The sequence below is a fragment of the Arthrobacter sp. SLBN-83 genome, from assembly GCF_006715285.1.
In the GTDB taxonomy this organism is placed as follows: domain Bacteria; phylum Actinomycetota; class Actinomycetes; order Actinomycetales; family Micrococcaceae; genus Arthrobacter.
On record NZ_VFMX01000001.1, the window covers coordinates 1,901,647 to 1,927,690 of the forward strand.

General features: G+C 64.1%; 25 protein-coding genes. 14 read left to right on the forward strand and 11 right to left on the reverse strand.

Going from position 1 to position 26,044, the window contains the following annotated elements:
* Positions 1-35 precede the first annotated feature (35 nt).
* Positions 36-2,330, reverse strand: a complete 2,295-nt coding sequence (gene katG / locus FBY30_RS08695) for a catalase/peroxidase HPI (protein WP_142132509.1) — start codon at positions 2,328-2,330, stop codon at positions 36-38.
* A 324-nt stretch (positions 2,331-2,654) separates the two neighbouring features.
* Here katG and FBY30_RS08700 point away from each other — a divergent pair, with 324 nt between their 5' ends.
* On the forward strand, positions 2,655-3,746 hold the full coding sequence (locus tag FBY30_RS08700) for an SDR family oxidoreductase (protein ID WP_142132510.1): 1,092 nt from the start codon (positions 2,655-2,657) through the stop codon (positions 3,744-3,746).
* On the opposite strand, the gene FBY30_RS08705 is transcribed toward FBY30_RS08700, so the two are convergent.
* Entirely contained in the window at positions 3,700-4,887 is a 1,188-nt protein-coding gene (locus FBY30_RS08705; RefSeq protein WP_235009382.1) for an MFS transporter, read from the reverse strand. The genes FBY30_RS08700 and FBY30_RS08705 overlap by 47 nt on opposite strands.
* A 276-nt stretch (positions 4,888-5,163) precedes the next feature.
* Here FBY30_RS08705 and FBY30_RS08710 point away from each other — a divergent pair, with 276 nt between their 5' ends.
* Positions 5,164-6,897 carry an ABC transporter ATP-binding protein gene (locus FBY30_RS08710; protein ID WP_142132512.1) on the forward strand — a complete coding sequence of 578 codons (1,734 nt, stop codon included), beginning with the start codon at positions 5,164-5,166 and terminating at the stop codon, positions 6,895-6,897.
* The gene (locus FBY30_RS08715; RefSeq protein WP_142132513.1) at positions 6,894-8,921 is read left to right on the forward strand and encodes an ABC transporter ATP-binding protein; all 2,028 of its coding nucleotides are present in this window, start codon (positions 6,894-6,896) and stop codon (positions 8,919-8,921) included. Before FBY30_RS08710 ends, FBY30_RS08715 begins: the two co-directional genes overlap by 4 nt.
* A 753-nt stretch (positions 8,922-9,674) precedes the next feature.
* Here the strand turns inward: FBY30_RS08715 and FBY30_RS08720 are convergent.
* Positions 9,675-10,766 (reverse strand): type I restriction endonuclease, encoded by a 1,092-nt coding sequence (locus FBY30_RS08720; RefSeq protein WP_142132514.1) that lies wholly within the window; start codon positions 10,764-10,766, stop codon positions 9,675-9,677.
* 322 nt (positions 10,767-11,088) lie between these two features.
* On the opposite strand from FBY30_RS08720, the gene FBY30_RS08725 reads away from it, so the two are divergent.
* From FBY30_RS08725 to FBY30_RS08740, 4 genes are all read left to right on the forward strand, one after another.
* Entirely contained in the window at positions 11,089-12,534 is a 1,446-nt protein-coding gene (locus FBY30_RS08725; protein ID WP_142132515.1) for an HNH endonuclease signature motif containing protein, read from the forward strand.
* A gap of 241 nt (positions 12,535-12,775) precedes the next feature.
* On the forward strand, positions 12,776-13,642 hold the full coding sequence (locus FBY30_RS08730; protein WP_142132516.1) for a phosphatidylinositol-specific phospholipase C/glycerophosphodiester phosphodiesterase family protein: 867 nt from the start codon (positions 12,776-12,778) through the stop codon (positions 13,640-13,642).
* Between the two features lie 39 nt (positions 13,643-13,681).
* On the forward strand, positions 13,682-14,740 hold the full coding sequence (locus FBY30_RS08735) for a metallophosphoesterase (protein WP_142132517.1): 1,059 nt from the start codon (positions 13,682-13,684) through the stop codon (positions 14,738-14,740).
* Between the two features lie 179 nt (positions 14,741-14,919).
* Positions 14,920-15,402 (forward strand): SRPBCC family protein, encoded by a 483-nt coding sequence (locus tag FBY30_RS08740; protein ID WP_142132518.1) that lies wholly within the window; start codon positions 14,920-14,922, stop codon positions 15,400-15,402.
* Between the two features lie 60 nt (positions 15,403-15,462).
* Here the strand turns inward: FBY30_RS08740 and FBY30_RS08745 are convergent, their stop codons facing one another.
* A complete protein-coding gene (locus FBY30_RS08745) occupies positions 15,463-15,957 on the reverse strand; it encodes a GNAT family N-acetyltransferase (protein WP_142132519.1) in 495 nt (164 codons plus the stop codon).
* Positions 15,958-16,145: 188 nt separating this feature from the next.
* On the opposite strand from FBY30_RS08745, the gene FBY30_RS08750 reads away from it, so the two are divergent.
* Together FBY30_RS08750 and FBY30_RS08755 are read left to right on the forward strand one after the other, a co-directional pair.
* A complete protein-coding gene (locus FBY30_RS08750; protein ID WP_142132520.1) occupies positions 16,146-17,054 on the forward strand; it encodes a patatin-like phospholipase family protein in 909 nt (302 codons plus the stop codon).
* A gap of 63 nt (positions 17,055-17,117) precedes the next feature.
* Positions 17,118-17,432 carry a hypothetical protein gene (locus tag FBY30_RS08755; RefSeq protein WP_142132521.1) on the forward strand — a complete coding sequence of 105 codons (315 nt, stop codon included), beginning with the start codon at positions 17,118-17,120 and terminating at the stop codon, positions 17,430-17,432.
* 76 nt (positions 17,433-17,508) lie between these two features.
* On the opposite strand, the gene FBY30_RS08760 is transcribed toward FBY30_RS08755, so the two are convergent.
* The 3 genes from FBY30_RS08760 to FBY30_RS08770 all read right to left on the reverse strand — a co-directional run bounded on the left by FBY30_RS08760 (position 17,509) and on the right by FBY30_RS08770 (position 19,745).
* On the reverse strand, positions 17,509-17,793 hold the full coding sequence (locus FBY30_RS08760) for a DUF427 domain-containing protein (protein WP_142132522.1): 285 nt from the start codon (positions 17,791-17,793) through the stop codon (positions 17,509-17,511).
* A gap of 88 nt (positions 17,794-17,881) precedes the next feature.
* Positions 17,882-18,241, reverse strand: a complete 360-nt coding sequence (locus tag FBY30_RS08765) for a VOC family protein (RefSeq protein ID WP_142132523.1) — start codon at positions 18,239-18,241, stop codon at positions 17,882-17,884.
* A gap of 133 nt (positions 18,242-18,374) precedes the next feature.
* Positions 18,375-19,745 carry a pectate lyase family protein gene (locus tag FBY30_RS08770; RefSeq protein ID WP_142132524.1) on the reverse strand — a complete coding sequence of 457 codons (1,371 nt, stop codon included), beginning with the start codon at positions 19,743-19,745 and terminating at the stop codon, positions 18,375-18,377.
* Positions 19,746-19,943: 198 nt separating this feature from the next.
* Here FBY30_RS08770 and FBY30_RS08775 point away from each other — a divergent pair, with 198 nt between their 5' ends.
* Positions 19,944-20,246: a hypothetical protein gene (locus tag FBY30_RS08775; RefSeq protein WP_142132525.1), complete on the forward strand. Its 303-nt coding sequence runs from the start codon at positions 19,944-19,946 to the stop codon at positions 20,244-20,246.
* Here FBY30_RS08775 and FBY30_RS08780 read toward each other — a convergent pair.
* Entirely contained in the window at positions 20,233-20,934 is a 702-nt protein-coding gene (locus FBY30_RS08780; RefSeq protein WP_142132526.1) for an EAL domain-containing protein, read from the reverse strand. The genes FBY30_RS08775 and FBY30_RS08780 overlap by 14 nt on opposite strands.
* Before the next feature lie 139 nt (positions 20,935-21,073).
* Positions 21,074-22,048, reverse strand: a complete 975-nt coding sequence (locus tag FBY30_RS08785) for a muramidase family protein (RefSeq protein ID WP_160141453.1) — start codon at positions 22,046-22,048, stop codon at positions 21,074-21,076.
* Between the two features lie 206 nt (positions 22,049-22,254).
* Here FBY30_RS08785 and FBY30_RS08790 point away from each other — a divergent pair, with 206 nt between their 5' ends.
* From FBY30_RS08790 to FBY30_RS08805, 4 genes are all read left to right on the forward strand, one after another.
* Positions 22,255-22,569 (forward strand): ArsR/SmtB family transcription factor, encoded by a 315-nt coding sequence (locus FBY30_RS08790; protein ID WP_142132528.1) that lies wholly within the window; start codon positions 22,255-22,257, stop codon positions 22,567-22,569.
* A complete protein-coding gene (locus FBY30_RS08795) occupies positions 22,566-22,973 on the forward strand; it encodes an SRPBCC family protein (protein WP_142132529.1) in 408 nt (135 codons plus the stop codon). Before FBY30_RS08790 ends, FBY30_RS08795 begins: the two co-directional genes overlap by 4 nt.
* A gap of 104 nt (positions 22,974-23,077) precedes the next feature.
* On the forward strand, positions 23,078-23,326 hold the full coding sequence (locus FBY30_RS08800) for a hypothetical protein (RefSeq protein ID WP_142132530.1): 249 nt from the start codon (positions 23,078-23,080) through the stop codon (positions 23,324-23,326).
* Between the two features lie 172 nt (positions 23,327-23,498).
* A complete protein-coding gene (locus tag FBY30_RS08805; RefSeq protein WP_142132531.1) occupies positions 23,499-24,203 on the forward strand; it encodes an SOS response-associated peptidase in 705 nt (234 codons plus the stop codon).
* Positions 24,204-24,244: 41 nt separating this feature from the next.
* Here FBY30_RS08805 and FBY30_RS20620 read toward each other — a convergent pair whose 3' ends face one another.
* Positions 24,245-24,406: a hypothetical protein gene (locus FBY30_RS20620; protein ID WP_160141454.1), complete on the reverse strand. Its 162-nt coding sequence runs from the start codon at positions 24,404-24,406 to the stop codon at positions 24,245-24,247.
* A gap of 138 nt (positions 24,407-24,544) precedes the next feature.
* A complete protein-coding gene (locus FBY30_RS08810) occupies positions 24,545-25,993 on the reverse strand; it encodes a hypothetical protein (protein ID WP_235009383.1) in 1,449 nt (482 codons plus the stop codon).
* Positions 25,994-26,044 lie beyond the last annotated feature (51 nt).

Here is a 26,044-nt window from a genome sequence, read left to right on the forward strand (position 1 = left end):
GTAGTGCGGCCGGCCCGGAGGTTGCGTGGTGTTGCCTAGTTCAGGTCGAAGCGGTCCAGCTCCATGACCTTGGTCCAGGCGGCCACGAAGTCGTTGACGAACTTCTCCCTGGCGTCCTCGCTCGCGTACACCTCCGCCAGCGCCCGCAGCTGCGAGTTGGAACCGAAGACGAGGTCCACCGAAGTGGCAGTCCACTTGAGTTCGCCGGTGGCAACGTCGGTGATTTCGTAGGCGTTCTCCTCGGACTCCGAGGCCTTCCACTTGGTGCCGGGAGAGAGCAGGTTGACGAAGAAATCGTTGGTCAGGACCTGCGGCTTGTCCGTCAGTACGCCATGGCTGGAACCGCCCACGTTGGTGCCCAAGGCCCGCATTCCGCCCACCAGCGCCGTCATTTCCGGTGCCGAGAGGTCCAGCATGTACGCCTTGTCCAGCAGGAGGGTTTCCGGCTGGAGCTTCAGCCCCGGACGCAGGTAATTGCGGAACCCGTCAGCGCGCGGCTGCAGGTAGCCAAAAGATTCAACGTCGGTCTGCTCCTGTGCCGCGTCCGTGCGGCCCGGACGGAACGGCACCGTGACGGGGAACCCGCCGTCGGCCGCTGCCTTTTCCACGGCCGCGGCGCCGCCCAGCACGATCAGGTCCGCGAGGGAAACCTTCTTGCCGCCGGACTGTGCCGCGTTGAACTCCTCCTGCACCCGCTCAAGCACCGGAAGCACGGCATCCAGCTGCTCGGGCTCGTGCGCCTCCCAGCTGCGCTGCGGCTCCAGGCGGATCCGTGCACCGTTGGCGCCGCCGCGCCGGTCCGTCTTGCGGTACGTGGCGGCGGACGCCCAGGCGGTGCCCGCCAGTTGCGGGATGGTCAGGCCGGAGTCAAGGAGTTTCGCCTTGAGCTGGGCGATGTCCTGCTCGTCGATCAGTTCATGGTCGACGGCGGGAACGGGATCCTGCCACAGCTGCGGTTCCGGAACCCACGGGCCCAGCATGTGCGGGCCTACGGGGCCCATGTCGCGGTGCAGCAGCTTGTACCAGGCCTTGGCGAAGGCCAGCGCGAATTCGTCCGGGTTCTCCAGGAAGCGCCGGCCGATCTTCTCGTAGGTGGGGTCGAAGCGCAGCGACAGGTCCGTGGTCAGCATGGTGGGGCGGTGCTTCTTGTTGGGGTCGTGCGCGTCCGGGATGATCTCGGGGGCGTCCTTGGCCACCCACTGGTGGGCGCCGCCGGGGCTCTTGGTCAGTTCCCATTCGTACTCGAACAGGATCTCCAGGAAGCGGTTGCTCCACTGCGTGGGCACGTCGGTCCAGGTGACCTCCAGGCCGGACGTGATGGTGTCGCCGCCCTTGCCGCTGCCGTAGGTGCTGAGCCAGCCCAGGCCCTGCGCCTCAAGGTTGGCACCCTCAGGCTCGGGGCCCACGTGCGCATCGGCGGGGCCGGCGCCGTGGGTCTTGCCGAAGGTGTGGCCGCCGGCGATCAGCGCGAAGGTCTCTTCGTCGTTCATCGCCATGCGCTTGAAGGTTTCGCGGATGAAGGCTGCAGCGGCCACCGGGTCCGGGTTGCCCATGGGGCCTTCGGGGTTGACGTAGATGAGGCCCATCTCGGTGGAACCCACTTCTTCGGACATCTGGCCTTCGCCGACGTACCGCTCGTCACCGAGCCAGGCGTCCTCGGGCCCCCAGATGATCTGTTCGGGCTCCCACACGTCCTCACGTCCGAAGGCGAAGCCGAACGTCTTGAAGCCCATCGACTCCAGGGCAACGTTGCCCGCGAGGACCAGCAGGTCTGCCCAGGACAGTTTCTGGCCGTACTTCTGCTTGACCGGCCACAGCAGTCGCCGGGCCTTGTCCAGGTTGGCGTTGTCCGGCCAGCTGTTCAGCGGCGCGAACCGCTGGCTGCCGTCCCCGGCGCCGCCGCGGCCGTCGTGGACACGGTAGGTTCCGGCTGCGTGCCAGCTCATGCGGATCATCAGGCCGCCGTAGTGGCCGAAGTCCGCCGGCCACCAGTCCTGGGAAGTGGTGAGAACCTCGGTGATGTCCCGCTTGAGCGCCTCGACGTCGAGCTTCTGGAATTCCTCCCGGTAGCTGAAGCTGGGGCCCAGGGGGTTGCTTGCCTGGCCGTGGGTGTGCAGTACGGAGAGGTCCAGCTGGTTGGGCCACCAGTCCTGGTTGGTTCGCGGCCGGTGGCCCTTGGGCTGCGGCGAATCGATTGCCGGGTTTTCACTCTCACTGCCCTGGGCGGTGGCACTGCCATGGGCCACCGGGCACCCGCCCTCAACCTTCTGGTCCAGGCCCTGTGCGCTCCCGGGAGTGGGGACCGGAGGATGGTCTTGGGGTTCGGTCATGTGCTTTTTCCTTCCGTTGGGCCGAGGCCGCGGTTGGACTCGGGCAGCCGGTGCAACCCTCCTATTTGAACATGGACCGGTGACAGCGCAAGTCACACCTACGCCATGGGTGAGACCTGCCGGCGAACCACACGAATCGGGCCATCCGGCCCGTCGCGTCCGAAGCGGTTTCCGAGCAATGGAATATCTGCCGGACGCCGCGGCTTGTCGCCAGTGGGCCCTTGTTGGCTCATTGTCCCGGCGCGATGCAGCGCGCGGGCCTCCGCCAAAGCGTGAGGCCGTGCTGACGCGCGGACCACCAGCACCTAAACCACGAGGAGCACCATGACCAATGGATCAGGAACAGCAGCAGGCAACGGCCGGACGGCCCTGGTAGTAGGCGCCACCGGTATCGCAGGATCGGCCCTGGTGGACACCCTGGTTGGCCAAGGCTGGGCAGTTCTTGCGTTGTCCCGCAGGCCCGGACCGGAGCGTTCCGGCGTTACGTGGCTTTCCGCGGACCTGACCTCGGCTGAATCCCTGGCCGCTGTGCTTGCTGCGGAGAACCCCTCGCATGTCTTCTTTACGGCCTGGTCCCGGCAGGACACCGAGGAAGAGAACATCGCCGTCAATGCGGGCATGATGCGTGACCTCCTCGCCGCACTGCAGGGAAAGGACGTAGCGCACGTCGCCCTGATGACTGGGCTCAAGCACTATCTGGGGCCGTTCGAGGCCTACGCCGCCGGGGAAATGCCGGATACACCCTTCCATGAGGAAGAACCACGCCTGCCGGCGCCCAACTTCTACTACGCCCAGGAAGACGAGCTGTGGGCTGCGGCGGAGGAGCAGGGGTTCACCTGGTCAGTACACCGCGCACACACGGTAATCGGGCATGCGGTGGGCAATGCAATGAACATGGGCCTGACGCTCGCCGCACAAGCCACCCTCTGCCGGGACAGCGGGGAGCCGTTCGTCTTCCCGGGGTCCGAAACGCAGTGGAACGGCCTGACCGACATGACGGATGCAGGCCTGCTCGCCGAGCACATGCTTTGGGCCTCCACCACTCCCGCGGCCGCCAACGAGGCCTTCAACATCGTCAACGGCGATGTGTTCCGCTGGCGATGGATGTGGCCGAAGCTCGCCGCCTACTTCGGCGTGGAGTGGGAGGGGTACCAGGGGGAGCCCCGTCCGCTGGAACAGTCCATGGCCGGCCGGGAAGACCAGTGGCGGCGGATCGCCGAGGAAGACAACCTTCGCGAACCGGAGCTGGACCGGGTGGCGTCGTGGTGGCACACGGACGGCGACCTGGGGCGGAATATCGAAGTGGTGACGGACATGGGCAAGAGCAGGGATGCCGGCTTCACGGGGTACCGGCGGACGCTGGACGCGTTTACCTCACTCTTTGACCGCTATCGTGCCGATCGCCTGATTCCCTGATAACCCTGTCACGGCCGGCCAGCAGACCCATCAATGCCAGCACCGCCATGGCACCGGCGGTGGCGAACAGTGGAAGCGTCCAGTCCGCGGTGGCGTCGTGAAGTGCGCCGAAAACCACTGGACCCGCAGCGCCGAGCGCGTAGCCCACGGACTGGGCCATTCCGGAAAGTGATGCTGCCTGCGGGTGGTTCACAGTCCGGAGGCTGAACAGCGACAGGGCAATGACGATGAGGCTCCCGCATCCCAAAGCACCCAGGACAACCCACAGCAGGATGAGGTCCGGTGCCAGTGCCAGGCCGAGGAAGGTCACAAACACCAATGCACCGCTGGCAAAGGAAACCAGCCGTTGGTCCGATCCGCGGTGAAGGACCCCGCCCGTCCCCAGGCTGGCGAACACGCTGACCAGCAGGAAGACGGACAGGTGCACGCCGGCAGTGGTGGCGGGGGTCCCGCGGCTTTGCTCAATGGTGGGCAACCACGCCATCAACACGTAAAAGGCGATCGACTGCAGCCCCATGAAAGCCGTCACCTGCCAGCCCAGGGCCGACCCCCAGGGCGACCGGTACGCCGCTTCGGGCTTGGCGGCGTGCCCTGTAGCTGCGGTATGCCGGCGGAGCCAGGGCAGGAGCACTGCCATGGCGACGAGGGCCAGTCCCGCCCAGACTCCCAGGGCGAGGCGCCACCCCGCCGGGGACGTTTGCGCCACGGGCACGACGACGGCGGCCCCCACTGCTGCGAAGGCGGCCTGGGCAGCGGTGTAGCTTCCGGTCACCTGGCTGACGCGCAACGGAAAGTCCCGCTTGACGAGGGAGGGCACCAGGACATTGAGAAAGGCAATGGCCACGCCGATCAAAATTGTTCCGGCCCAGATAAGACCGGGCACGGGCAAGGAGCGAAGCACGATACCGACGGCGAGAATAAGCAGGGACGTCCACATTGCCCGGTCCAGGCCGAGTCGGGAAGCGAATCCGGGGGCCAAAGGCGAGAAGACCGCGAAAGCAATCAGCGGGAGGCCGGTGAGGAATCCCGCTGCGGCGCTGGATAGGCCGAGGTCGCTGCTGATGTTGACCAGGACCGGCCCCACGCTGACAAAGGACACCCGAAGGTTGACGGCGATGAGCAGGACGCCGATAAAGGCCATTCCGAATCTGGCAGTACGTTGTGGGGCATTCTGTGTGGCGGCAGGCATCGTTCGTTCTTCCATCATTCGTTGATGTGGCGCTTCTTGGCGCCCTATCAGTTGTCTCACATTGACGTACCCACCGGCGCCTCTGAATCTCCCGCAGGACCGTTGCAATACGCCGTGGGAGAACTGCCGTTTTTCCCAGCCAACTGGCAGGATCAACTGCCCTTTCCGGACGTACACTGACCTTCGCACCACGTTTGTGGACACTCCGTCAGGTGAGGGCTTTTGCGTATGCTCTGGAAGTTGCTCGTTGAATACCTGCGGCCGCACCGGCCGCTGCTGGCCGCCGTCGTGGTTTTCCAGCTGGCGCAGTCCATCGCGTCACTGTACCTGCCCACGCTGAACGCGGACATCATCGACCAGGGCGTGGCCCGGGGCGATACCGGCTACATCCTGTCTACCGGCGGCGTCATGCTGCTGGTCACGCTGGCGCAGATCGCCTGCACCGTCATTGCCGTTTACTTCGGCGCCAAGGCCGCGATGGGGCTGGGCCGGGACCTGCGCGGAGCAATTTTCGAGCGGGTGGGGCAGTTTTCCGAGCAGGAGGTCACCAAATTCGGCGCCCCCAGCCTCATCACCCGCTCCACCAACGACGTCCAGCAGGTCCAGCAGCTGGTGCTGGTTTCCGCCACGCTCATAGTGGCGGCGCCCATGCTCAGCATCGGCGGGGTGATCATGGCCATCCGGCAGGACGCTCAACTCTCGTGGCTCATAGCCGTGTGCGTCCCGGTGCTGCTGATCGCCGTCGGCCTGATCGTCACGCGGATGGTGCCGTTGTTCCGGAAGATGCAGGCCCGGATCGACACCGTGAACCGCGTGCTGCGCGAGCAGCTCACCGGCATCCGGGTGGTGCGCGCGTTCGTGCGCGAGGACGTGGAGACGGAGCGCTTTGCCGGAGCCAACACGGACGTCACCGATGTCGCCCTCCGCGCCGGCCGGCTAATGGCCCTGATGTTCCCCACGGTGATGCTGGTCCTGAACGTCTCCAGCGTGGCGGTGATCTGGTTCGGCTCGTTCCGGATTGAGGACGGGTCCATGCAGGTGGGCACCCTGATCGCGTTCCTGAGCTACCTGATGCAGATCCTGATGTCCGTCATGATGGCCACGTTCATGGCCGTGATGATCCCTCGCGCGTCGGTGTCAGCGGACCGCATCGGCGAGGTGCTGGGCACCAGTTCCAGCGTCCTGCCGCCGGAACAGCCGGTCACCAGCGCGGTCCGGCGCGGTGAGTTGGAAATGCGCGACGTCGGATTCGCCTACCCGGGTGCCGAGCATCCGGTGCTGTCGGGCATCAGCTTCACTGCCCGTGCGGGGGAGACGACGGCGATCATTGGCAGCACCGGTTCGGGCAAGACCACCCTGGTGAACCTGATGCCGCGGCTCTTCGACGTCACCTCCGGGGCCGTGCTGATGGACGGGGTGGACGTGCGGAACCTGGACCCGGACCTCCTGTGGGGGCACATTGGCCTGGTGCCGCAGAAGCCCTACCTGTTCTCCGGCACCGTGCGCAGCAACCTGCTGTACGGCAACCCGGACGCCACCGAGGAGGAGCTGTGGGACGCGCTGGAAATTGCGCAGGCGCGGGACTTCGTGGAGCGGATGGAGGAGGGGCTGGATGCGCCCATATCGCAGGGCGGCACCAACGTTTCCGGCGGGCAGCGGCAGCGGCTGGCCATCGCCCGGGCCCTGGTGAAGCGGCCCGAGCTGTACATCTTTGACGATTCCTTCTCGTCCCTGGACACGGGCACGGACGCCCGGCTGCGCCAGGCGCTCAAGCGCAATATTGCCGGTGCCACCATGGTGGTCATCGCGCAGCGTGTGTCCAGCATTGTGGATGCGGACCAGATCCTGGTGCTCGACGACGGCAGGATCGTGGCGCACGGAACGCACCACGAGCTGCTGGAGACGTCGGAGACGTACCGTGAGATTGTTTCGTCCCAGCTCGCAGCGGAGGAAACGGTATGAGCCAGCGACCCACTTCAGCGCCCGGCAGCAAAGCCGCGCCCGCCTCCGGAACCGGCCAGGCCGCCATCGTACGTATTCCAAGGCCGCGCGGGGGCCCGGGGCACGGTGGACCATTTGCCGGAATGAACGTGCCGGCCGAGAAGGCCATGAACTTCAGCGGCTCCGCCAAGCGGCTGCTGGGCACGCTGCGGCCGGAACGGTTCTGGCTGATGCTGGTGCTGCTCATGGCTGTGGCGGGCGTGGTGCTGCAGGTGATCGGGCCGCGGCTGCTGGGCGAGGGCACCAACCTGATTTTCGCCGGTGTGGTGTCCAAGCAGCTGCCGCCGGGAATGACGCAGGCGCAGCTGATTGCCATGCTGCGGGCGTCCGGGGAGAACCAGAAGGCGGACATGCTCAGCGCCATGACGCTGACGCCCGGCGCGGGAATCGACTTCGGCGCGCTGGCGGGTGTGCTGACGTGGGCGCTGGTGCTGTACGTGCTGGGATCGGCGTTCATGTGGGGGACGGCATATGTGCTGAACGGCGTGGTGCAGCGGACGGTCTTTGGGCTCCGCGAGCAGATTGAGGCGAAGATCAACCGGCTGCCGCTGCGGTATTTCGACTCGATCCAGCGCGGCGAGCTGCTCAGCCGGGTAACCAACGACGTGGACAACATTTCGCAGAGCCTGCAGCAGTCCATCAGCCAAGCGGTTACGTCGGTGCTTACGGTGGTGGGCGTGCTGGTGATGATGTTCATCCTGTCGCCCACCTTGGCGCTGATCGCGCTGGTGACCATTCCGCTGACGCTGGGGATCACCACGCTGATCGCCAAGCGCTCGCAGAAGCTGTTCGTGCAGCAGTGGACCAATACGGGCGAGCTGAACGGGCAGATCGAGGAGACGTACACCGGGCATGCGCTGGTGAAGGTTTTTGGCCGGCAGCGTGAGGTGGGGGAGCGGTTCCGGCAGAAGAATGCCGAGCTGTATGAGGCGAGCTTCGGGGCGCAGTTTATTTCCGGGCTGATCATGCCGGCCATGACGTTCATCGGGAACCTGGTCTACGTGGGGATCGCGGTGGTGGGCGGCCTGCAGGTGGCCTCCGGTGCGATGCAGTTGGGCGACGTGCAGGCGTTCATCCAGTACTCGCGGCAGTTCACGCAGCCGCTGGCGCAGCTGGGATCCATGGCGAACCTGCTGCAGTCCGGGGTCGCCTCCGCCGAGCGCGTGTTCGAGCTGCTGGATACGGAGGAGCAGTCGGCGGATCCCACTGGGGCCTCGTTGCAGAGCCCCGACGGTGCTTCCCGTGGACGGCTGGTGTTTGAGGACGTGTCCTTCTCGTATTCGCCGGACAAGCCGCTGATTAGCGGGCTTTCCCTAGTGGCGGAGCCGGGGCAGACGGTGGCGATTGTCGGGCCGACCGGGGCGGGCAAGACCACGCTGGTGAACCTGATGATGCGGTTTTACGAGCTGGACGCCGGGCGAATCACTTTGGATGGCGTGGACATCACCACCATGACCCGGCACGACCTGCGCTCGCGGATGGGAATGGTGCTGCAGGATACATGGCTGTTCGGCGGGACCATCCGGGACAACATTGCGTACGGGCGGCCCACTGCTACTTCCGACGAGGTCCTGGAGGCGGCGCGGGCGACGTACGTGGACCGGTTCGTGAAGTCCCTGCCCGAGGGGTACGACACCGTGCTGGACGACGAAGGCTCCAACGTGTCCGCTGGTGAGAAGCAGCTGCTGACCATTGCGCGGGCATTCCTGGCACAGCCTTCAGTGCTGATCCTGGACGAAGCGACGTCTTCTGTGGATACCCGGACCGAGGTGCTGGTGCAGAAGGCGATGAGTGCCTTGCGTTCTGACCGGACCTCGTTCGTGATCGCGCACCGCTTGTCCACGATCCGCGATGCCGACCTCATCCTGGTGATGGAGGCCGGCCAGATTGTGGAGCAGGGGAACCACGCTTCATTGCTGGCGGCTGGCGGGGCTTACGCACGCTTGTACGAGGCCCAGTTCGCTGCGCCGGTGGCGGAGGTCTAGGGCTCTGTTACTAGGTTCGGGTCAGTGCGGGCAGTCAAAGTTGATTCTGTGGAACTGGTAAGCGCCGTTAGCGTAGTGAATGTCCGCTGAATAAGTGCAGTTGGCTGCTGAAAAGTCAACGTGCGTGCTCCTTTCCTGCAGTATGCCTCCTCGCGTCATTGTGTGGTCCCTGTACATATTCGAGTACCACTCGGTGATGCCATCAGGGTGTGAGGTTGTGGAGTAAACGCGTTCAATGTTGAGGGTGTTGCTAACTCCGCTTGGAGTGCTCACGGTGTTGACTACGGTGTGCACTCTTGAGCACTGTGTCCCATCTGATGTCTTCTGGCAGCCCGATTCGTTTACCACTTGCGCGCCTCCGCTGGAGGCACCTCCGGGTGCTCCTATTGCCGGTGATGCGATCAAGGCAAGGGCTCCTGCGATACCAAGGGCGGCGGCCGAACGGGGGAGGGTTTTAGCCGAAATCATTATATGTTCCTGCTTTCCATGCAGAATTCTGAGACGGCCAGAATCCCGGACCGTCTACCGAAATCTTCATTGACGGACAATGCTGCCGGTAGAGCCGAAAGACCCATCGCGTCATATCCATACAAGACGCCTCCTATAGACCCAAAACACTTAGGCAGACATGAAGTTGAGCCCTTGTGCTGGCAAAGCCCAGAATTGCAGGATCTAGGGTAAAAAATGCATTGGTTACAAAGCTTTTGGCAGCACCCGAGATGCTACGGGGCGGTGCTTGCCTGGCTGTAGTGGTTACAGATAGCTCTTTACCGTCGCGCGCAGGGCTTCGGTGTGCTCGTAGATCTCTTCGAGCGAGTTGATAGGCACGCGAGTTTCTTCTTTGTTGTCGTTGAAGATGCCAATGTATTTTTGCGTCCGGTTGAAGTGGAGGCGGGCAATGGGCTTCCGGTTGTTGTCGTCCAGAAGAACCGCGAAGTAGGACTTTGCGTCCCGCTGTGCAACTCGAACTGGCTTTACCTCACTACACACGATCGCACGCACAATTTGGTAGCCCTCAATCTCCTCAAGCGTCGTCTCCAAGCCATCAGCTTCCGCAAGATCCGCTTCTGCCACCGGAGCGCTGGTGACGGTGGTGGGTACGGTGGTGTCCTCAGTCTGAGGGAACCCGGGGTTGCCGAGGGCCTTCTTCAGTCGTTCGTTGACCTGGTCGTTAAGGAACTGCTTGGTCGCCTTGGAAACCAAGGTGGTGAACTGCTCTCGCACCCTTTGTGTGTACGCTCCCGAATAAACCCTAGCGGTCAGAAATTTGACCCATTCATCCTCAGGTTCCTTGAACTGTGCCGCCAGAGTCCGCTTGAGTTCGCCAATGTACTTCAGTTCGCCGGCCGCGCTGATGATCGAATCCAAGTCGAAAACATCCTTGGACAGCTTTTGCAGTTCGGGGATCAGTGACTGGTCGATGTCGTTCAAATCCAGGACAAGGAAGGGCTTAGCATCCATACGATTTGGTGCATCCAGGTCAGTGAAGAACTGGTAGACCTCGCCATTGGTCAGAATTGCGATACGGGCGTTGGTCACCGCGAAATACCGGAAGAGTTGTGAGGCGTGCTCGATCTTCACGGGTTCCGTCGACTTCTTGCACTCGATCAGAATTTGAACCTCACCGTCCTTAACGATGGCATAGTCGATCTTCTCGCCCTTTTTGAGTCCCACGTCTGCGATGAACTCAGGAACGACCTCCAGAGGATTGAAGACGTCGTAGCCGAGAATCGTCGAAATGAAAGGCATAACGAATGCGTTCTTCGTTGCCTCTTCTGTTTGAATAACTCCTCGCTGCTGACGCACCTTTGCCGCCAACGCCGAAAGCTTCTCTGCAAACTCCATGTCTTACCCCCAGTAAGGCCCCTGCTGCTGGACACGACCACGTGCCACCAGGAATTTCAAGCTGTCGAAGCAAAACCTACATCCGGGGAGCGACATTTACACGCAAGCAGCTGATAGCTTCCGTCATGTTGCAAGCACCAAACGAAGGGCGGATGAGCCGGTTGGGGAGTTGAACCTCCCATCCCAGAACATAAGCAGACGAGACCGGATACCTCCCGGGTCGTCCGCTCCGCAAGAGCCGCGCCACCGCAGTCGCTACCCGGTAATCGACTGGCACGGGTACCAGAGTCAAAATGTCGGACCCTAGTGGCAGGCTTTGGTTATGGAAACCAGGGCGGTTCTGGACGCTGGAGGCAAGGCAGGGTTGGCCGGTGCCGTCACGTCCCTCGCTGCGCTGGCTGGTGAGCTTGCCGCCGTCCTGGCTAACTCTACGGACAACCCGGACCACGCTGGTCGGGATGTCGAAGCGGATCCGCTTCGCGAACTTGCTGATTCGTGCTTGGACGGTCTGGGCGTTGTGGCCCGGATTGAAGCCGTCACTGCAGCAGCAAAAGTCCAACTGCTGGCGGCCTATGCAAATGCAGCAGACGCGCTAGAGGTGCCAGCGGAAACCCCGTACGAGTCCTCGGCTCGGGAGATGAGCCTGGTGGCGGAAGTCGCCTGCGTCCTCACCATCGGTGAACGCGCTGCATCGGCCCTGCTGGGTGAGGCCCACGCGCTGACCACTTCTTTGCCAGCAGCGCTGGATGCGTTGCAGGCCGGGGAAATCTCATGGCAGCACGCCCGGATTATCGTTGATGAAACCAGCGGTCTCAAGAATGCCGCTGCCGCTGCACTTGTGGGGCACTTCCTGGACCCGGAAGCCCCAAACGCAGCCAGGGGCGCCGCGGCGGGGGAGTTGGCACCAGCCCGGTTCCGGCGGAAGGTGCGTGCTTGGCGGGAGCGCCATCATCCCGAGTCCCTCGAACTCAGGCATGCGAAGTCGGTTGAAGACCGCCGGATGGAGTACAGCCCGGACCGCGACGGCATGGCATGGGTCTCCCTCTACATGGCTGCGGACAAGGCCTGTGCCATCTGGAACAAGTCGTCTGCCTTGGCCCGTGGATTGCAGGGGCCGGATGAACCCCGGACCCTTACCCAACTCAAGGTCGACGAGGCGGCCCGATTGCTGCTCGGTGAGACGGGGCAGTTCGCCGGAGGGGGACCGTCCATCAAGGCGGATGTGCTGGTTACGGTGCCGGTCTGCTCCCTCCTCGGTGCCACTGACGAACCAGCCGAACTCGATAACTACGGGCCCATCCCGGCGTCGATGGCCCGCAGGCTCGTAGCTGAGGGGGCCGGCTCGTTTTACCGGGTCCTAGTGGACCCCCGCGACGGAGCTCCGCTTGAACTTGGCCGCACCAGCTACCGGCTTCCGAAGTCATTGAAACGGTGGTTGCGGATACGAGATGGAAAATGCACCTTCCCCGGCTGCAGCAACCCCAGCCAGGACAATGAGGCGGACCATCTCAAGGCCTGGGAACACGGAGGATCCACCGGAATCAGTAACTTGGGACAGTTGTGCCCCAAACATCATCGACTCAAGCATCGAACCGGCTGGAGCCCGGGTCCGGCAACAAGCAATGAGCCACCCGGTTGGATCTCGCCCACCGGCCGCCGCTACAACGCCGAACAACCGGACCGGGAACCACCACTCCGGCCACCAGGCTTCCTGCCGGAGGGAACAAGCCCACTGGAATCAATTGTGGACTTCCTTATCGCCTCATAGGACGCCGCCCGTCGGCCCGGTCCCTATGTTCTGGTGCCAGCGTGCTGTTCCAACGTCTGGATTGGCGCGCGGTCGGACCAAGCGGTATCAGCCATGCCCCGGTTCTGTTGTTCCCTCTCGTTTACCACACGGAAACCAAGGGGCCTCACGCCGTTTCGGCAGGTCAAGCAGTCTATTCACGCACCCCTTCGCCCGGCGCCCCCACGGCCGGGCGGCATCCCCAAGGTCTCAGGAGTACCCCGTGTTCGTGAAAAGCACCCTCGCCGCCGTCGCCATCCTCGCCTCCATGGCGGGGGCGGCAGCAGTCCCGGCCCAAGCGCAGGCTGAAGCGCCCAAGCCGACGCCCGTCGTCGTCGGCCAGCCCCTTGCTGGCACCCACGCCCACAACGACTACGAGCATGACCGCCCCCTGTTCGACGCGCTGGAGCACGGTTTCACCAGTGTTGAAGCGGACGTCTGGCTGGTGGACGGCGAGCTGCGCGTGGCCCACGACCTCGCTGACGCCAAGCAGGGCGTCACGCTCGAAAGCCTCTACCTCGACCCGCTTGAGGACCTGGTCCGCAGCCAGCCCGGCCACAGCGTCTACCCCAAGTGGGACGGCAGCCTTCAGCTCCTGATCGACATCAAGAGCGAAGGCGAGGCCACCTACGCCGCCATCGAGCAGGAGCTGGCCGACCACCGGGACATCATGAGCCACTACACCAACGGCAACGTCAGGACCGGCCCGGTCACCGCGGTCATCAGTGGCAACCGCCCGCTGACCACGATGCGGGCGCAAACCCAGCGCTTCAGCTTCTACGACGGCCGCGCCACCGACCTTACGTCCGGCCTGCCCGCGGCCCTGATGCCGCTGGTCAGCGACAACTGGACCAAGATCTTCACCTGGCAGGGCATCGGACCGATGCCCGAGGCGGAGCGCACCAAACTGCGCGTCTTCGTGTCCATGGCCCACGCCAACGGCTACCGCGTTCGCTTCTGGGCCACCCCGGACCAGCCCGGCGCCGCCCGCGACGCCGTCTGGACCGAACTTGCCGACGCCGGCGTGGACCACATCAACACCGACGACCTCGCCGGCCTCCAGCAGTTCCTCACTGCGCACGGCGCCTAAGCCCCCTGTCCAGACCTCCCGAGAAACAGGACCATCCCCATGCCTTCAAAGACAGCAAAATTTACGACGGCGGCCCTCACCCTGGCGTTCGGCCTCCTGGCGTCCCAGCCAGCCTTCGCCGAATCAGCCAATACGGCGGACAGCACCAACGACGGCAACCAGGCCTTCACCTTCGCCGCCATCGGCGACATCCCCTACGGCGCCGCCGAGATTGCCAAGTTCCCCTCCCGCATCCAGGACCTTAATGCGGATAAGGGCCTGAAGTTTGTAGCACATGTGGGCGATATAAAAAACGGCTCGTCCGTCTGCTCGGACCAGTACTTTTCCTACATCCGCGCCCAGTTCGACACCTTCACCCATCCGCTGGTCTACACGCCCGGTGACAACGAGTGGGTGGACTGCCACCGCACCAACAACGGCGCCTACAATCCGCTGGAGCGCCTGGACAAGATCCGGGAGGTGTTCTTCAACCAGCCCGGCAAGACGCTCGGCGCCACCATGCCGGTGAAGTCGCAGGAGAACCTGGGCCTCCCCGAGGACGTCCGTTTCGACAAGAACCGGGTGGCCTTCTCCGTCCTGAACGTCCAGGGCAGCAACAACTCCCTCCTACCGTGGACCGGCCTGGGTAAGACCGCACCGACCCCGGAGCAACTCGCCGAGGTGGAGCACCGCACGGACGCCGTGATCGCCCAGATCCACCAGACGTTCGCCGACGCGAGGCGCAGCAACGACCGCGCCGTGGTGCTCATGCAGCAGGCCGACATGTTCGACCCGTCCCTCCTGGCAGACGCCACCACCAACCCGGACACCGTCTCCGGCTTCCGGGAAATCGTGCAGGCCATCGTTGAAGAGACCAACAACTTCGACGAGCCGGTGTACCTCATCAATGGCGACAGCCACGTCTTCGCTGAAAACCAGCCCCTCGCAGCCGGTTCACCGTGGCTGGACATCTACGGCTCACCGGCCGCCGACAACCTGCAGCGCATCACTGTGGACGGCGCCAACAACGCCGTGGACTACGTCCGCTTCACGGTTGCGGGCAACAGTGCCAAGGGAACAGACGTCCTGAGCTGGGAGAAAGTCCCCTTCAGCCAGTAGTCACTGAACGCCAAGCGGACGACGGCGGGTGCCCACCCGCCGTCGTCCGCTTCGGTATTTAAGGCTCTGGACACCGGTAGCAGCCGGATTTATCGTGCAGGGGTGGCGGCTGCCTGGCTGGCAGGAAGGCCAGACCTGCCGGTCCGCCGTTGCGGCCGTCCGTCATGAGGAGGAAGCCAATGGAACACTTTCAAGAGGTTGAAGAGACCGTTGACGTCGCAGTTCCCGTGCGGACCGCGTACAACCAGTGGACCCAATTCGAATCCTTTCCACAGTTCATGTCCGGAGTGGAATCGGTGACCCAACTGACCGACAGAACCAACCACTGGGTCACCAAGGTGGGTGGCGTCCAGCGGGAGTTCGACACCGAGATCGTTGACCAGGAGCCCGACGACCACATCGCCTGGCGCAGCACCGACGGTAAGTCCCATGCGGGCATCGTCCGGTTTACGCCGCTGGATGCCGGCCATACCAAGGTCAAAGTGCACTTCGAGTGGGCGCCGGAAACCGTCACGGAAAAGGCAGGAGCGGCGCTTAAGATCGACGAGATGCAGGTCAAGGCCGACATGCGGAAGTTCAAGGACTTCATTGAATCGCGCGGCACGGAAACAGGCGGCTGGCGCGGTGACGTCAAGGACAGCGGCCCCGCCGGCCAACTATAGAGATTAGGCAATTGTGGAAAGCGGACGACGGCGGGTGCCCACCCGCCGTCGTCCGCTTTCCTAGGTGCCGGGGGTGGGTCGCTGGAGGCGAAGCTCCATGAAGATGCTGTTGGGGTCGAGCACGTAGTCCGCAAAGGGTGGGCACTCGGTGAAGCCGTGCCGGGCGTAGAGGCGGCGGGCGGGAGCAAAGTAATCCTCTGTGCCGGTTTCCACGTAGACGCACTCCAGGTTCCGGGTCCGTGCGTCCTCGAGGATGTGTCCGAGCATGAGCGTGGCCACGCCCCGGCCCCGCGCGGTCGCCGTGGTGCGCATGGACTTGATTTCGCCGTGCATCGACGGCCCAGTGGGGGAGGCCAGGAGTTTGAGGGCGCCGCACCCCAGCAGGCTGCCGTCCTCGCGGGCCGTCCAGAACGTGATGGATGGGGCGGTCAGCGCGGAATGGTCCAGCGCGTGGACGCTTTCGGCCGGCGAGGTGGCGTACATGTCGGCCAGGTGTTCGCTCAGGAGCAGGCGGACGTCGTCGCGCGAGGGGCTGTCCCGGTCAATCGAAATCATCGATTCACATTACCCGTTGCGGGCGGCGCCGCCGGTGTGCCAAGATTCCCCTGATCGTGACACGACCTCAGGAGGTGGGACCCATGAAAGCAGTATCCGTAATGGGTGCTCCCTCGCAGCCTACGATCCGCGGCTGACCCAGCCGCTTCCGGGAGCGCCGAACAGGCAAATCGCGAAAGGCGACTCCCATGAACACAACACCTTCATCTCTCCCGCACGCCAATCCGGCTGCGCCCTCGGGCCGCGCACTGGTTCTCGGCGGCGGCGGATCCACCGGTAACGCCTGGCTGATTGGCGTCCTCGCCGGCCTGGCTGACGCCGGGCTGGACGTGGCCAATGCCGACAGGGTTATCGGAACATCGGCGGGATCCACGGCAGCTGCCCAAATCGCCGGCGCCACCCCCGTGGAACTTTATGCCGCCGTCCTTGATGCTCCCCTTGCGCAGGGCCCTCGTCCCGGAACCCAGGCTCCCAGCAGTCCGGTGCCGAGCCATCTGGAGCGGACCGGCAGGATCATCGCCGCCTCCACGGATGCCGCGGACATGCGGCGCAGGATGGGTGCGGCCGCACTCGACCTGGCGGCTGACTACGACGGCTCCGAGCGGTGGCGGGCTACCGTCGCCGCGCGGCTGCCCCGGCAGGAATGGCCAGACCACGAGCTGCTGATCACTGCGGTCGATGCCAGGACCGGGGAACCGGCCGTCTTCGACTGCGACAGCGGCGTCAGCCTGGTCGACGCCGTCGCGGCCAGTTGTTCCAGCGCCTCCGCGTACCGGATTGGGGACAACACCTACATCGACGGCGGCTACCGGCGCAACGAGAACGCCGACGTGGCCGCCGGGTACGGACGGGTCCTGGTGCTGTCACCCTTCGGCGGCAGGACGCGCATGCCACTTGAGTGGGGGATGCAGTTGGCAGCGCAGGTCGAGGAGTTGCGTGCGGGCGGCAGCAGAGTTGAAGTGATCGGTCCGGACAGCGACGCCGAGCACATGTTCGGCCCCAACGCCATGGACCTGTCCCTGCGGCCGGCCGCGGCCCAAGCCGGATACAACCAAGGCAAAGCCCTCGCCGGGAGGCTCGCGGAATTCTGGCAATGAGCCGGACCTCGCCCGTAACTCAGAGCGTGCCGCAAATTTTGTCTTACGGGTTTCCCTTTTCTTTTGGGGAAATTACAAAAAGCGCCAGCGGTAATTGGTCACTGTCAGGAATTTGCATTTCTTGTAACTGGCAAAGGTGGCGATGCGGGGGCCTCCGTGGCTCTGCGCCGCGGGATGGCAGGGCTGGCTAAAAAAATAAAAGTGGGTATGGTAGCGGTTAACGCGAGAAAGGAAGGCGTGATTCCGATGTCCGGAAAATCCAAGGGCGGCGCCGCTAAAAAGGTCGGCAAGTCTATTCTCGAAAAACGGGCCGAAAAGCGGGCAAAAAACGAAGCCAGCGACCTCCATGTTGTAAAGCAGCGCAAGAACCACCGCTAAACGCCGTCGGGCGCACTGCAAAAGGTAAGCGGACGACGCCGGGTGCCCGCCCGCCGTCGTCCGCTTCTTCTGTTCGCTAATCCTCGATGGTAACGCCGCGCCAGAAAGCGATCCGGTCCTCAATGTTCTTGGCGCGCGGCTTTGGCTCGGGGTAGTACCAGGCCGCGGCCTCGTTCACCTCACCGTCCACGTCCAGCGTGTGGTAGCTGGCCGTGCCCTTCCACGGGCAGAACGTGTTCTTGCTGCTGTCCCGCAGATAGGCGGGATTGACGGCGTCGCGCGGGAAATAATGGTTCCCCTCCACCACTACGGTGTCCGCGGATTCGGCGATGACTTTTCCGTTCCAGATAGCCCTGACCATGATTTCCCTTCCGTCGCTGCCGCCCCTCGGAAGATGACGGTTGTACGGATGCCAACGGGCTGGGCGGCGGGCTTGTTCCCGAGCGTCGCTAGCGCGGGCTCTTGTCGATCACGCAGAACCGGTTGCCGTCCGGATCCTCCAGGACCACGAAGTCGGGATCGTCCGGGTACAAGTCCCAATCCACGCGCTGGGCGCCAAGCGATACCAGCCGCTCCACCTCTGCGGACTGGTCGTCCGCATACAGGTCCAGGTGGATCCGCGGGTGATGCTGGACGGGAGTTTCGCTGAGCATGAGCGACAGTTCCGCGCCAGGGCCCGACGACGGCACCAGGGTTACCCACGTTTCGTCACCGGGTTCCCGGGGGATATAGCCCAGCGCGTCATGCCAGAACTTGGTGGCGGCGGCGACGTCGTTGACGCCGAGGACGATCGTTCCGATGGTCAACATCCGCCCAGCCTAGACCCGTCCTGTGCCTCGGGCTAGGGATGGCTGACGGGGGAAAGGTCCGGCTCCGCAGTGAAACCGGGCCTTCCGTGCAGTTACGCTGCCGTTTCCGCCTGCACCACACTGCAGTCCGCTGTTAGGAATCCCCTCCAGCAGTGAAAGTGGGGCCCGTGGAGTCCTTCAGCAGGGCCGGTACGGCCTGGGCCGGGTGGACCTGGGTGCGGTAAGCGGGCGTCCAGGAGGTGTCCTCAGCCAACTGGTCGGCCGGGGCAGCAGCGGCGTTGTACTCGGCGCGGATGTCCGTGATCTTGCCGTTGACGGCATTGCCGATGGTGGTGATCTGGGTTCCCTTGTAGCGGCCAATGATGTCGGCGGCGGTAATCCCGTCCGGCAGCGTGAAAGCGTTGGCTTCCGCGTACAGGTGGGAGCTGAAGCCGGCGCCCAGGCTGTACTCATAGGGGATGGCGCTGTCCGCCGCCACCTTGTAGTGGTTGTTGTACACGTCCACTTGGCCGAACCGTACCCGCGGGGCGCGCTGGCCCACGTTCTCGAAGACATTGTGGTGGATGGTGACGCGGAGCTTGCCGGGGTCGCCGCGGGTGGCGGAGTCGGTGGAACCGATCAGCAGCAGTTTGTCGTGGTCAGAGAACCGGTTGTAGGACATGGTCACCAGGTCGGAGCCGTTGGTTACATCCACTGCCCCGTCGTGCACCTGGTAGGGCCGGCCGAAGTAGAGCGGCTGCGAGCTGTCCAGATTGGGGGCGTCCGTGAAAGCGGAGTGGTCGATCCAGACGTGGGTTGCCTTGTTGATGACCTGCAGCAGGTCGTATTCGCTGTTCCAGTTGCCTTCGGCACCGTCAGTCGGATCCCAAGCGGGGAAGCAGTCGGCCGAATCGCTCAAGGTGAGGTTCCGGACGATCACGTTGGTAGCGCCGTTGATGCGCATGGCCGCACCCGTGATGCTGCTGTCCGGGGTCGCTCCGACGACGGTGGTGTTGCTGGGGATGTCCCAGCGGATGGTCTTTGCCTGCTTGGCTGCAGCCAGGCGGCGGGCATCCTCCTGCGGGCCGGCCGGCTCCTGGCTGCGGCCGTAAGTAGCGGGATCGAAGTCCTGGAGGTACTGCTCCAGGCTGTACCCAGTGCCCTGGGCGTAGTCCTGGCAGGTCAGGAGTGCACCATCCGGTGCCGTGTTCGCGTTGATTGTTCCATGGACGCGGATGATCTTCGGCTGTGTGCCGGCTTCCGCGAAAGCCGCCAGCATTTCGGCCTTGTTGTGAACGTCGTAGACATGGGCAGCTGATGCTGTTGACCCGCCCGTGGTTCCTGCCCCTTCGGAGGCCCAGCCGTCACCCGGGGCGAGGATCTGGCGTTCCAGCGGTGTCCGGACGGTCTGGGCAGTGGGGTCGGCGGCAGGGTTTGGAGCTGCCCCGGCCTGGCTTGGAATCATGAGGGCGCCGGCTACTGCCAGAGCTGCGGATAAAGGCAGGTGGGCATGGCGATTTCGCATGTTCTCTCTTCCGTCATTGGAATGAACTGCGCCCCCGGTCCGCGGTCCACTATGACGCCGATCACTGGAGGGCGTTGACAAGGACCCTATCGAGAAAGCGGTTTCTCAGCAATAGGAGTGACTGATGTTTTTGGAGTAGCGGAAGGGGTGTCCACCCTCTTGGGTGGACTGGCGGTGCTCCCCGCTAGACTCGCGGGCATGGGGGAAAACAACGCACCTGATGAAAACCGACCGTCGCGTCGGGGAAAAGTTTCTGCCGTCGTCCTGCCCATCTGTGGACTGGTGGCGGTGCTTGCCGGCGGGCTGATCGCTTACCTGAACCGGGACTTCGTGGGCTGGTTCGCGTATGCGCCGCTGAGCAATCAGCCGTTCAGCGTGCCGGGTGCCGCTTTCATCACGCGGGGCACCCAGTTCGGCCTGGCCTTGGTGGTGGCGGGGCTGCTGGTGCTCGCGTTCTGGGCGGGATACAGGCTGGGCCGGCGGGGATCTACGCGGCCGTAACGAAGCCTCGAATCTCCGGCAGGGCCTCGAACTCGGGTTTGGCAAACCAGTAGCCCTGGAACAGGCGGATCCCGGCGGCCTTGAGCACCCGGAACTCCTCCTCCGTCTCGATGCCCTCCGCCAGGACCTTGATGCCAAGTTCCCTGGCGATACCCCCAATGCCGGCCACCACTGCCTGCCGGGCCGGGCTGGTGTCGATGCCCCGGATCAGCTTCATGTCGATTTTCATCAGGTCGGGCTGGAAGTCCACCAAAAGTCCCAGCCCGGCATGGCCGGCGCCGAAGTCGTCGATGGCCGTGGTGAAGCCGTGCTTGCGGTACTCGGTGATGATATTGGTGAGATGGCCGGTATCAACCACTTCTTCGTTCTCCGTGAACTCGAACATGATTGACGATGTCGGGAAGCCGCAGCGCGTCGCGGCCAGGAGGGTGGCGCGGAGGCAGGCTGCCGGCTCATAGACTGCGTTGGGCATGAAGTTGATGGACAGCATCAGCTCTTCATCCGCCGGGAACAACCGGGACGCCAGTTCGATGGCCTTCACCCGGCAGTCCTGGTCAAAACGGTATCTTTGCTCCGGCAGCACTCTTCCCAGGACCTCGTACGCACCCTCGCCGGACATTCCCCTGACCAGGGCCTCATAGCCCCAGACGCGGCGTGCCTCTGCGTCGTAAATCGGCTGGAAGGCCATGCTGAAATCGAAGTCCAGCCGGGAAGATGCGGTGCAGCCGTTACAAGCCAAAGTGAGGTCCTCTCTGGGGGTTACTCAAGAGTAGGACACCACAGGTTTCTGCCCCCAGTGAATGGGGGCGGGTCACTGAGTGTTGACGTTAGCGTTCGGGATTATTGATGGGCTTGTCGAGTGCCAGGCTAATGGTCTGGCCGGATGCCAGTTCCCCGGGCGGCAGGTCGGTGAATTCGTACCATGCCCCGCCTGTTCCCTTGCTGGGGCGGTTGGCTGCGCGCAGGTCGGTTACGCCGAAGCGGAACGAAACTTGCCGCTCCGTGTCCCCGGGGGCCGTGGTGTAGGTCAGCGGAATGCCGTTGGCATCGGTGGTGAAGGTTCCCTGGGCACCCTCGATCTTCAACTCGCCCGGAATTAGGCGAACCTTCGTGCCGGCAGGAATGGGCTGGTCCGCCGCCAAGGATGGGTTGTACAGCAGGATCTGTGCGGTGGTGGACCGGTATTTGTAGCCAAGGCTGTCGAACGAATCGCCGTCCACCGTGGTGTAGTAGACGGTTTGGCCGAACGAGTTCTTGACCTCCGCTCCGGCCCCCGAGCGGCTGTCCACCGCGTTTTTTTGCAGGGGGATGGCTCTTCCGGCCTGGATGAAGAAGACGTTCCCCTTTTCGTAGGCGAAAGGAACCTTATTGGCTTCCGCCAACTGCTCCTCGGTCAGGTTGAACCGGTAGGTGATGCCGGCCAGGCTGTCGTCGGGTTCCACTGTGTAATCCATTGGAATGCCGTTAGCGTCCACCGTGGCCACGCCCATGGCGCCCGGCCCGGGACCATCCGGAATCAGTCGGAGCTTGGTGCCCGGAGCGAGGGGCGTTCCGGGCTGGAGCCCGTTGAACCCGGCCACCTTCGCCTCGGAGAGCTTGTAGGCCTTCGCCACTGCTGCGAGCGTGTCGCCCGCTGTCGTGGTGTAGAAGTCCACGTTGCCAAACGAGTCCCGCATGGTTTCCCCGCTCAGCGCGGGCTTCGCGGCCGAAGACGCGGTGGGGGCGGGGGTGGACTGGATGGCCGCCGCCGGCTCTGTCGGGTGATCGGAGTACGTGCATCCCGCCAGTCCAGTCAGCAGCACGACACTTACCGCGGCCTGCGGCCAGGCCGCGCGCCTTGGTGCCGTCTTTGATCTACTGCCGATTCCCACCATGGATATGCCCCCCCAATAAGTCCAGCCGAGTTACGGCCCACATGGGCCAAAAGTGAGACTACTGGATGAACCTCCAACCGCCGTCACCGAGCCTGCTGTTGTTATGTCGGAGATTTCCGACGTATTCTATTCCTGTGCTTCCCGATGTCTTTGCCGCAGTGTCCAACCCGGCACGGCGCGTCATCCTGGACGAGCTGCGGCAGGGCCCGCGGACAGCCGGTGACCTCACCGGCCTGCTGGACCTTAGCCGCCCGGCAGCGTCCGAGCACCTTGCCGTGCTCCGTGAGGCGGGGCTGGTCCGGGAGGAGCGGCGGGGCAGGAACAGGGTGTATCACCTGCAGCCTGCCCGGCTCGCCGAGATCGGCGGCTGGGTAAAGCACTTCGAGCACTACTGGAACCAGCGGCTGGATGCCCTGGCCGACCTTCTGGACGAGGAGAAACCGTCATGACCGAGAACGCCATCCGGCTGGAACGCCGCTACCCACACCCCGTTGCCGCTGTCTGGGCCGCCCTGACCACCCCTGAACTGCTGGCCCGCTGGTGGGCGCCGGGCGACATCGCGCCCGTGGTGGGCCACCGCTTCAGCATGGACATGGACGCCTGGGGCCAGCAGCAGTGCGAGGTGCTCACCGTGGACCCGGGCACGTCCATCAGCTTCCTGTTCTCGCAGGGCCAACTGGACACCACCATCACCTGGCGCCTTGAACCCGTGGACGGCGGCACCATCCTCCACTTCGAGCACGCCGGCTTCCAGCTCGACACCCCCATGGGCCGGCACGCCATCGAGGGCATGGGCAACGGCTGGCCATCCCTGCTGGCCCGGATCGACGGTCTCCTTGCCGAAGCTGCCTGACACTTCAGGTGAACGGACGACGGCGGTCCCGGCCCGCCGTCGTCCGTTCCCCTTTGGCTCCTACCTCCCGTTTACTGCCGGACGGAGAAGGGTAACGATGGAGTATGACTGATACCGGAGACGGCGGCGCCAACGACCCCTTTGATGGCAATGATGAGCTGGTGGCGGGAACGGATCCCGATGCCACACCCGAAGACATCGCGGAGGATGTCCGCCACGACATTCAGCTGGGCCATGTGCAGGACGATGTAAGCCACGTCCTGGAGGAGCGTTTCGAAGAGGCCGGGATCAAAGCCCGGCCGGAAGAAGTGGATGACCTGGCCGAGGAAATCGAGCGGGAAGCCTCCAGCTGATTTTTCCGTCTGTAGCAACGGCTTCAAAAGCCGGGCGGGCCTGAAACGGCGGGTAACGACCTGGGCCAGTGCGCTGGCCGTGTTGGGCGCATGGCTCCACGGAGTCATACCGGTGGTCCAGGTGGCCCGTCCCGTTACTTACCGGGCAATCTGGAGTGGGGAGAATAACCACATGTGCGGCAGATACGTCATGTCCAAGGCCAGCGGGGACCTCCTGAGCCACTTTGACGCAAAAGAGGTTGAAGGCAGCCTGCCCCCACCCAGCTGGAACGTGGCCCCCACCGAGCCGGTGCCGATCGTGGCCGAACGGCTGGACGAGGGCAGCATCGAACGGCACCTGCTGGTGGCCCACTGGGGCCTGGTCCCGTCCTGGGCCAAGGACATCAAGATCGGCAACAAGCTGATCAATGCCCGCAGCGAGAGCATCCTGGAGAAGCCGGCATTCCGTAAGGCAGCTGTGAAAAGACGCGCAATTCTTCCTGCCGACGGCTACTACGAGTGGCAAAAGACGGAAGACGGCAAGAAGATCCCCAACTACCTGTACTCCGAGAAGGAACCGATGCTCGGCTTTGCCGGCCTGTACGAGTGGTGGGCCGATCCTTCAGTGCCGGAGGATGACCCGGGCCGGTGGCTCCTGAGCTGCACTGTCCTAACCACCACCGCCCAGGACTCCTTGGGCCACGTCCACGACAGGTCCCCGGTGATCATTCCCCGCGACCGCTTCGCTGAGTGGCTGGACCCGGACCTGACGGATAAGAACGATATCCAGCACCTCCTGGACACTCTTCCCGAGCCCGTTCTGACCCCACGGGTAGTCTCCACGAGGGTAAACAGTGTGCGGAACGACGGGCCGGAGTTGATTGAGCCGGCCGAGTGACGACGCTGTCGCGGACCGGCTCCTTTGAGGTGCCGCGGGATTTACGGCCAGTCGGCGCGGGTGAAGCGGATGGGGCTGCGCATGGTGAGCAGGCAGTCGGACGTCCAATCCGCCACTTTGTGCTGTACATCCAGTGATTCCGGCGCGGTGACCTGCGCGTCCTGGTTCGCGGCGTCTGTAAGACTCTCAACTGTGCTTTTCATTTGTCCCCCTTGGCAAAGCGTGTGTGCCAACCCTAGGCAGCGTTGAATTCCAAGGGAAGAGGGTTAATCCAGCAGCAGGATAAACTGCGCAAATCTTGAGGAATGACGCAAATTCCCCGGCCAAAAGCCCGGGCCGGCTCACTTTCCCGCACGGGAGAAAACCGCGTTGAAGAAGGAGACGAGGGCGTCGGCCTTCGCCTGTGTCTCGGATTGGGACGCAGTCCGGCTGCTTGCCTCAATCGACAGCGTCCCCCTGCGCGCTCCGCACCGGATGTGCCATTCGCCGGTTCCGTCGGAGAGCTGATAAGCGACAGAGTAGGTTGAGTCGGCGGTGATGGCAGTGGTGAGCGCGGCGACAGGGGACCAGGGCCGGCTGCTGCCTCCGAAGGACTTCTCCTGGACGCTCGTGCAGCCCCGGAGATGCTCCGCTCGGGAGTCGAACGGATAAGGCGGAGCCAAGGATGAGGGCATGTTGATTACGGTGAAGTCGGTGTAGTCCACTTTGCTGGCGCCCTGGATCTGGCCCTGGCCATAGACGGAGCCGGCCAGGGCAGCGGTGTAGGACTCATCATCAAAGGTGCAGGGGGAATCGGATGGCGGAGCTGACGCGCCGGGAGGCGGGCCGATCAGTGCCGCCTGCGGCAGGCTCACCGGTTCCCCGCCGGGACCGGTCATGCCCTTGAACAGCGCCACCATCTGGTCAGGCGTCATTGAGTTTGGCGCCGGCGGAGGCGCGGACGTGGAGCCTTTTGCGGCCTGGTCAATGAGCTCCCTGGCAAGGACTGCCATGGCGTCCAGTGCAGGCTTGGCGTCGGCCTCCGCGTTGAGGTTTGCGACTGCGAGGTTGAGTGTGATGGACAGGGTGCCCTGAAGGACGCGCAATCCCACGGAGCCGAAGTCCCCGGGACCCTTCGGCTTGGTCACCTGCATGAAGGCGTGCTGCTTTTCCCCAAGCGGGGGAGCAGTGAGCAGCTGGATACCGTAGGTGGAGGTGCGGCCGGATTCGGTGTAGGTCATGTCGAACTGGCCGCAGCGGGACATCAGCTCACCGGCATAGCCAAAGTCCGCCTTGGTGATGGCCTGCTTTTCAGCACTCCTCAGGACCGCCATGATGGTGGTGGTTGGCCCGGACTGACCGCCCACCGGGGGCATGGCACCTTCCGCGAAGTTGATGTCCTTGTCTGCCCACCGTTTGAAGGGGTCTTGGGGAACGAACGCTATGCAGTCGCTGGGCGTCGACTCCAGCGTCGTTGAAGGAAACGACCCGCTTACCGCGCCGCTGCGCAGTCGGGTGGAATCCTGGGCTGCGGGAAATGGGAGGTTCCGGCTCTTTCCCACTCCGTTGATGATGGCTGCGAGTTCCGCATCCGAGAACACTTTGGACGGTGCCGCCGACGCTGTTCCGGACGGCGGCGAGGACGTCTCAGGTGCAGGAGCCTGGCTGCCGGAAGGACTGGCGGTTGGAGCGCCGCCGCCGGAGGAACATCCGGCCAAAACCAGCAGGACGGCTGTCATGCAGCCGAGCCGGCGCCTGCTGCTTCTTCCTGCGGCAGCACCGCCACGCTTCGCGGCTCCACGAGCAGCCATCGCCGGCCTCCTTTGCCTGCACCAACGCTAGGCTCCGGCTCCCCAAGGCAG

Excerpts from the sequence above, each read along its gene's own strand:
- katG (WP_142132509.1), bottom strand. The coding sequence starts at position 2,330 with ATGACCGAACCCCAAGACCATCCTCCGGTCCCCACTCCCGGGAGCGCA.
- FBY30_RS08700 (WP_142132510.1), top strand. The coding sequence starts at position 2,655 with ATGACCAATGGATCAGGAACAGCAGCAGGCAACGGCCGGACGGCCCTG.
- FBY30_RS08705 (WP_235009382.1), bottom strand. The coding sequence starts at position 4,887 with ATGGCCTTTATCGGCGTCCTGCTCATCGCCGTCAACCTTCGGGTGTCC.
- FBY30_RS08710 (WP_142132512.1), top strand. The coding sequence starts at position 5,164 with ATGCTCTGGAAGTTGCTCGTTGAATACCTGCGGCCGCACCGGCCGCTG.
- FBY30_RS08715 (WP_142132513.1), top strand. The coding sequence starts at position 6,894 with ATGAGCCAGCGACCCACTTCAGCGCCCGGCAGCAAAGCCGCGCCCGCC.
- FBY30_RS08720 (WP_142132514.1), bottom strand. The coding sequence starts at position 10,766 with ATGGAGTTTGCAGAGAAGCTTTCGGCGTTGGCGGCAAAGGTGCGTCAG.
- FBY30_RS08725 (WP_142132515.1), top strand. The coding sequence starts at position 11,089 with ATGGAAACCAGGGCGGTTCTGGACGCTGGAGGCAAGGCAGGGTTGGCC.
- FBY30_RS08735 (WP_142132517.1), top strand. The coding sequence starts at position 13,682 with ATGCCTTCAAAGACAGCAAAATTTACGACGGCGGCCCTCACCCTGGCG.
- FBY30_RS08740 (WP_142132518.1), top strand. The coding sequence starts at position 14,920 with ATGGAACACTTTCAAGAGGTTGAAGAGACCGTTGACGTCGCAGTTCCC.
- FBY30_RS08745 (WP_142132519.1), bottom strand. The coding sequence starts at position 15,957 with ATGATTTCGATTGACCGGGACAGCCCCTCGCGCGACGACGTCCGCCTG.
- FBY30_RS08750 (WP_142132520.1), top strand. The coding sequence starts at position 16,146 with ATGAACACAACACCTTCATCTCTCCCGCACGCCAATCCGGCTGCGCCC.
- FBY30_RS08760 (WP_142132522.1), bottom strand. The coding sequence starts at position 17,793 with ATGGTCAGGGCTATCTGGAACGGAAAAGTCATCGCCGAATCCGCGGAC.
- FBY30_RS08765 (WP_142132523.1), bottom strand. The coding sequence starts at position 18,241 with ATGTTGACCATCGGAACGATCGTCCTCGGCGTCAACGACGTCGCCGCC.
- FBY30_RS08770 (WP_142132524.1), bottom strand. The coding sequence starts at position 19,745 with ATGCGAAATCGCCATGCCCACCTGCCTTTATCCGCAGCTCTGGCAGTA.
- FBY30_RS08775 (WP_142132525.1), top strand. The coding sequence starts at position 19,944 with ATGGGGGAAAACAACGCACCTGATGAAAACCGACCGTCGCGTCGGGGA.
- FBY30_RS08780 (WP_142132526.1), bottom strand. The coding sequence starts at position 20,934 with ATGGCCTTCCAGCCGATTTACGACGCAGAGGCACGCCGCGTCTGGGGC.
- FBY30_RS08795 (WP_142132529.1), top strand. The coding sequence starts at position 22,566 with ATGACCGAGAACGCCATCCGGCTGGAACGCCGCTACCCACACCCCGTT.
- FBY30_RS08800 (WP_142132530.1), top strand. The coding sequence starts at position 23,078 with ATGACTGATACCGGAGACGGCGGCGCCAACGACCCCTTTGATGGCAAT.
- FBY30_RS08805 (WP_142132531.1), top strand. The coding sequence starts at position 23,499 with ATGTGCGGCAGATACGTCATGTCCAAGGCCAGCGGGGACCTCCTGAGC.
- FBY30_RS20620 (WP_160141454.1), bottom strand. The coding sequence starts at position 24,406 with ATGAAAAGCACAGTTGAGAGTCTTACAGACGCCGCGAACCAGGACGCG.
- FBY30_RS08810 (WP_235009383.1), bottom strand. The coding sequence starts at position 25,993 with ATGGCTGCTCGTGGAGCCGCGAAGCGTGGCGGTGCTGCCGCAGGAAGA.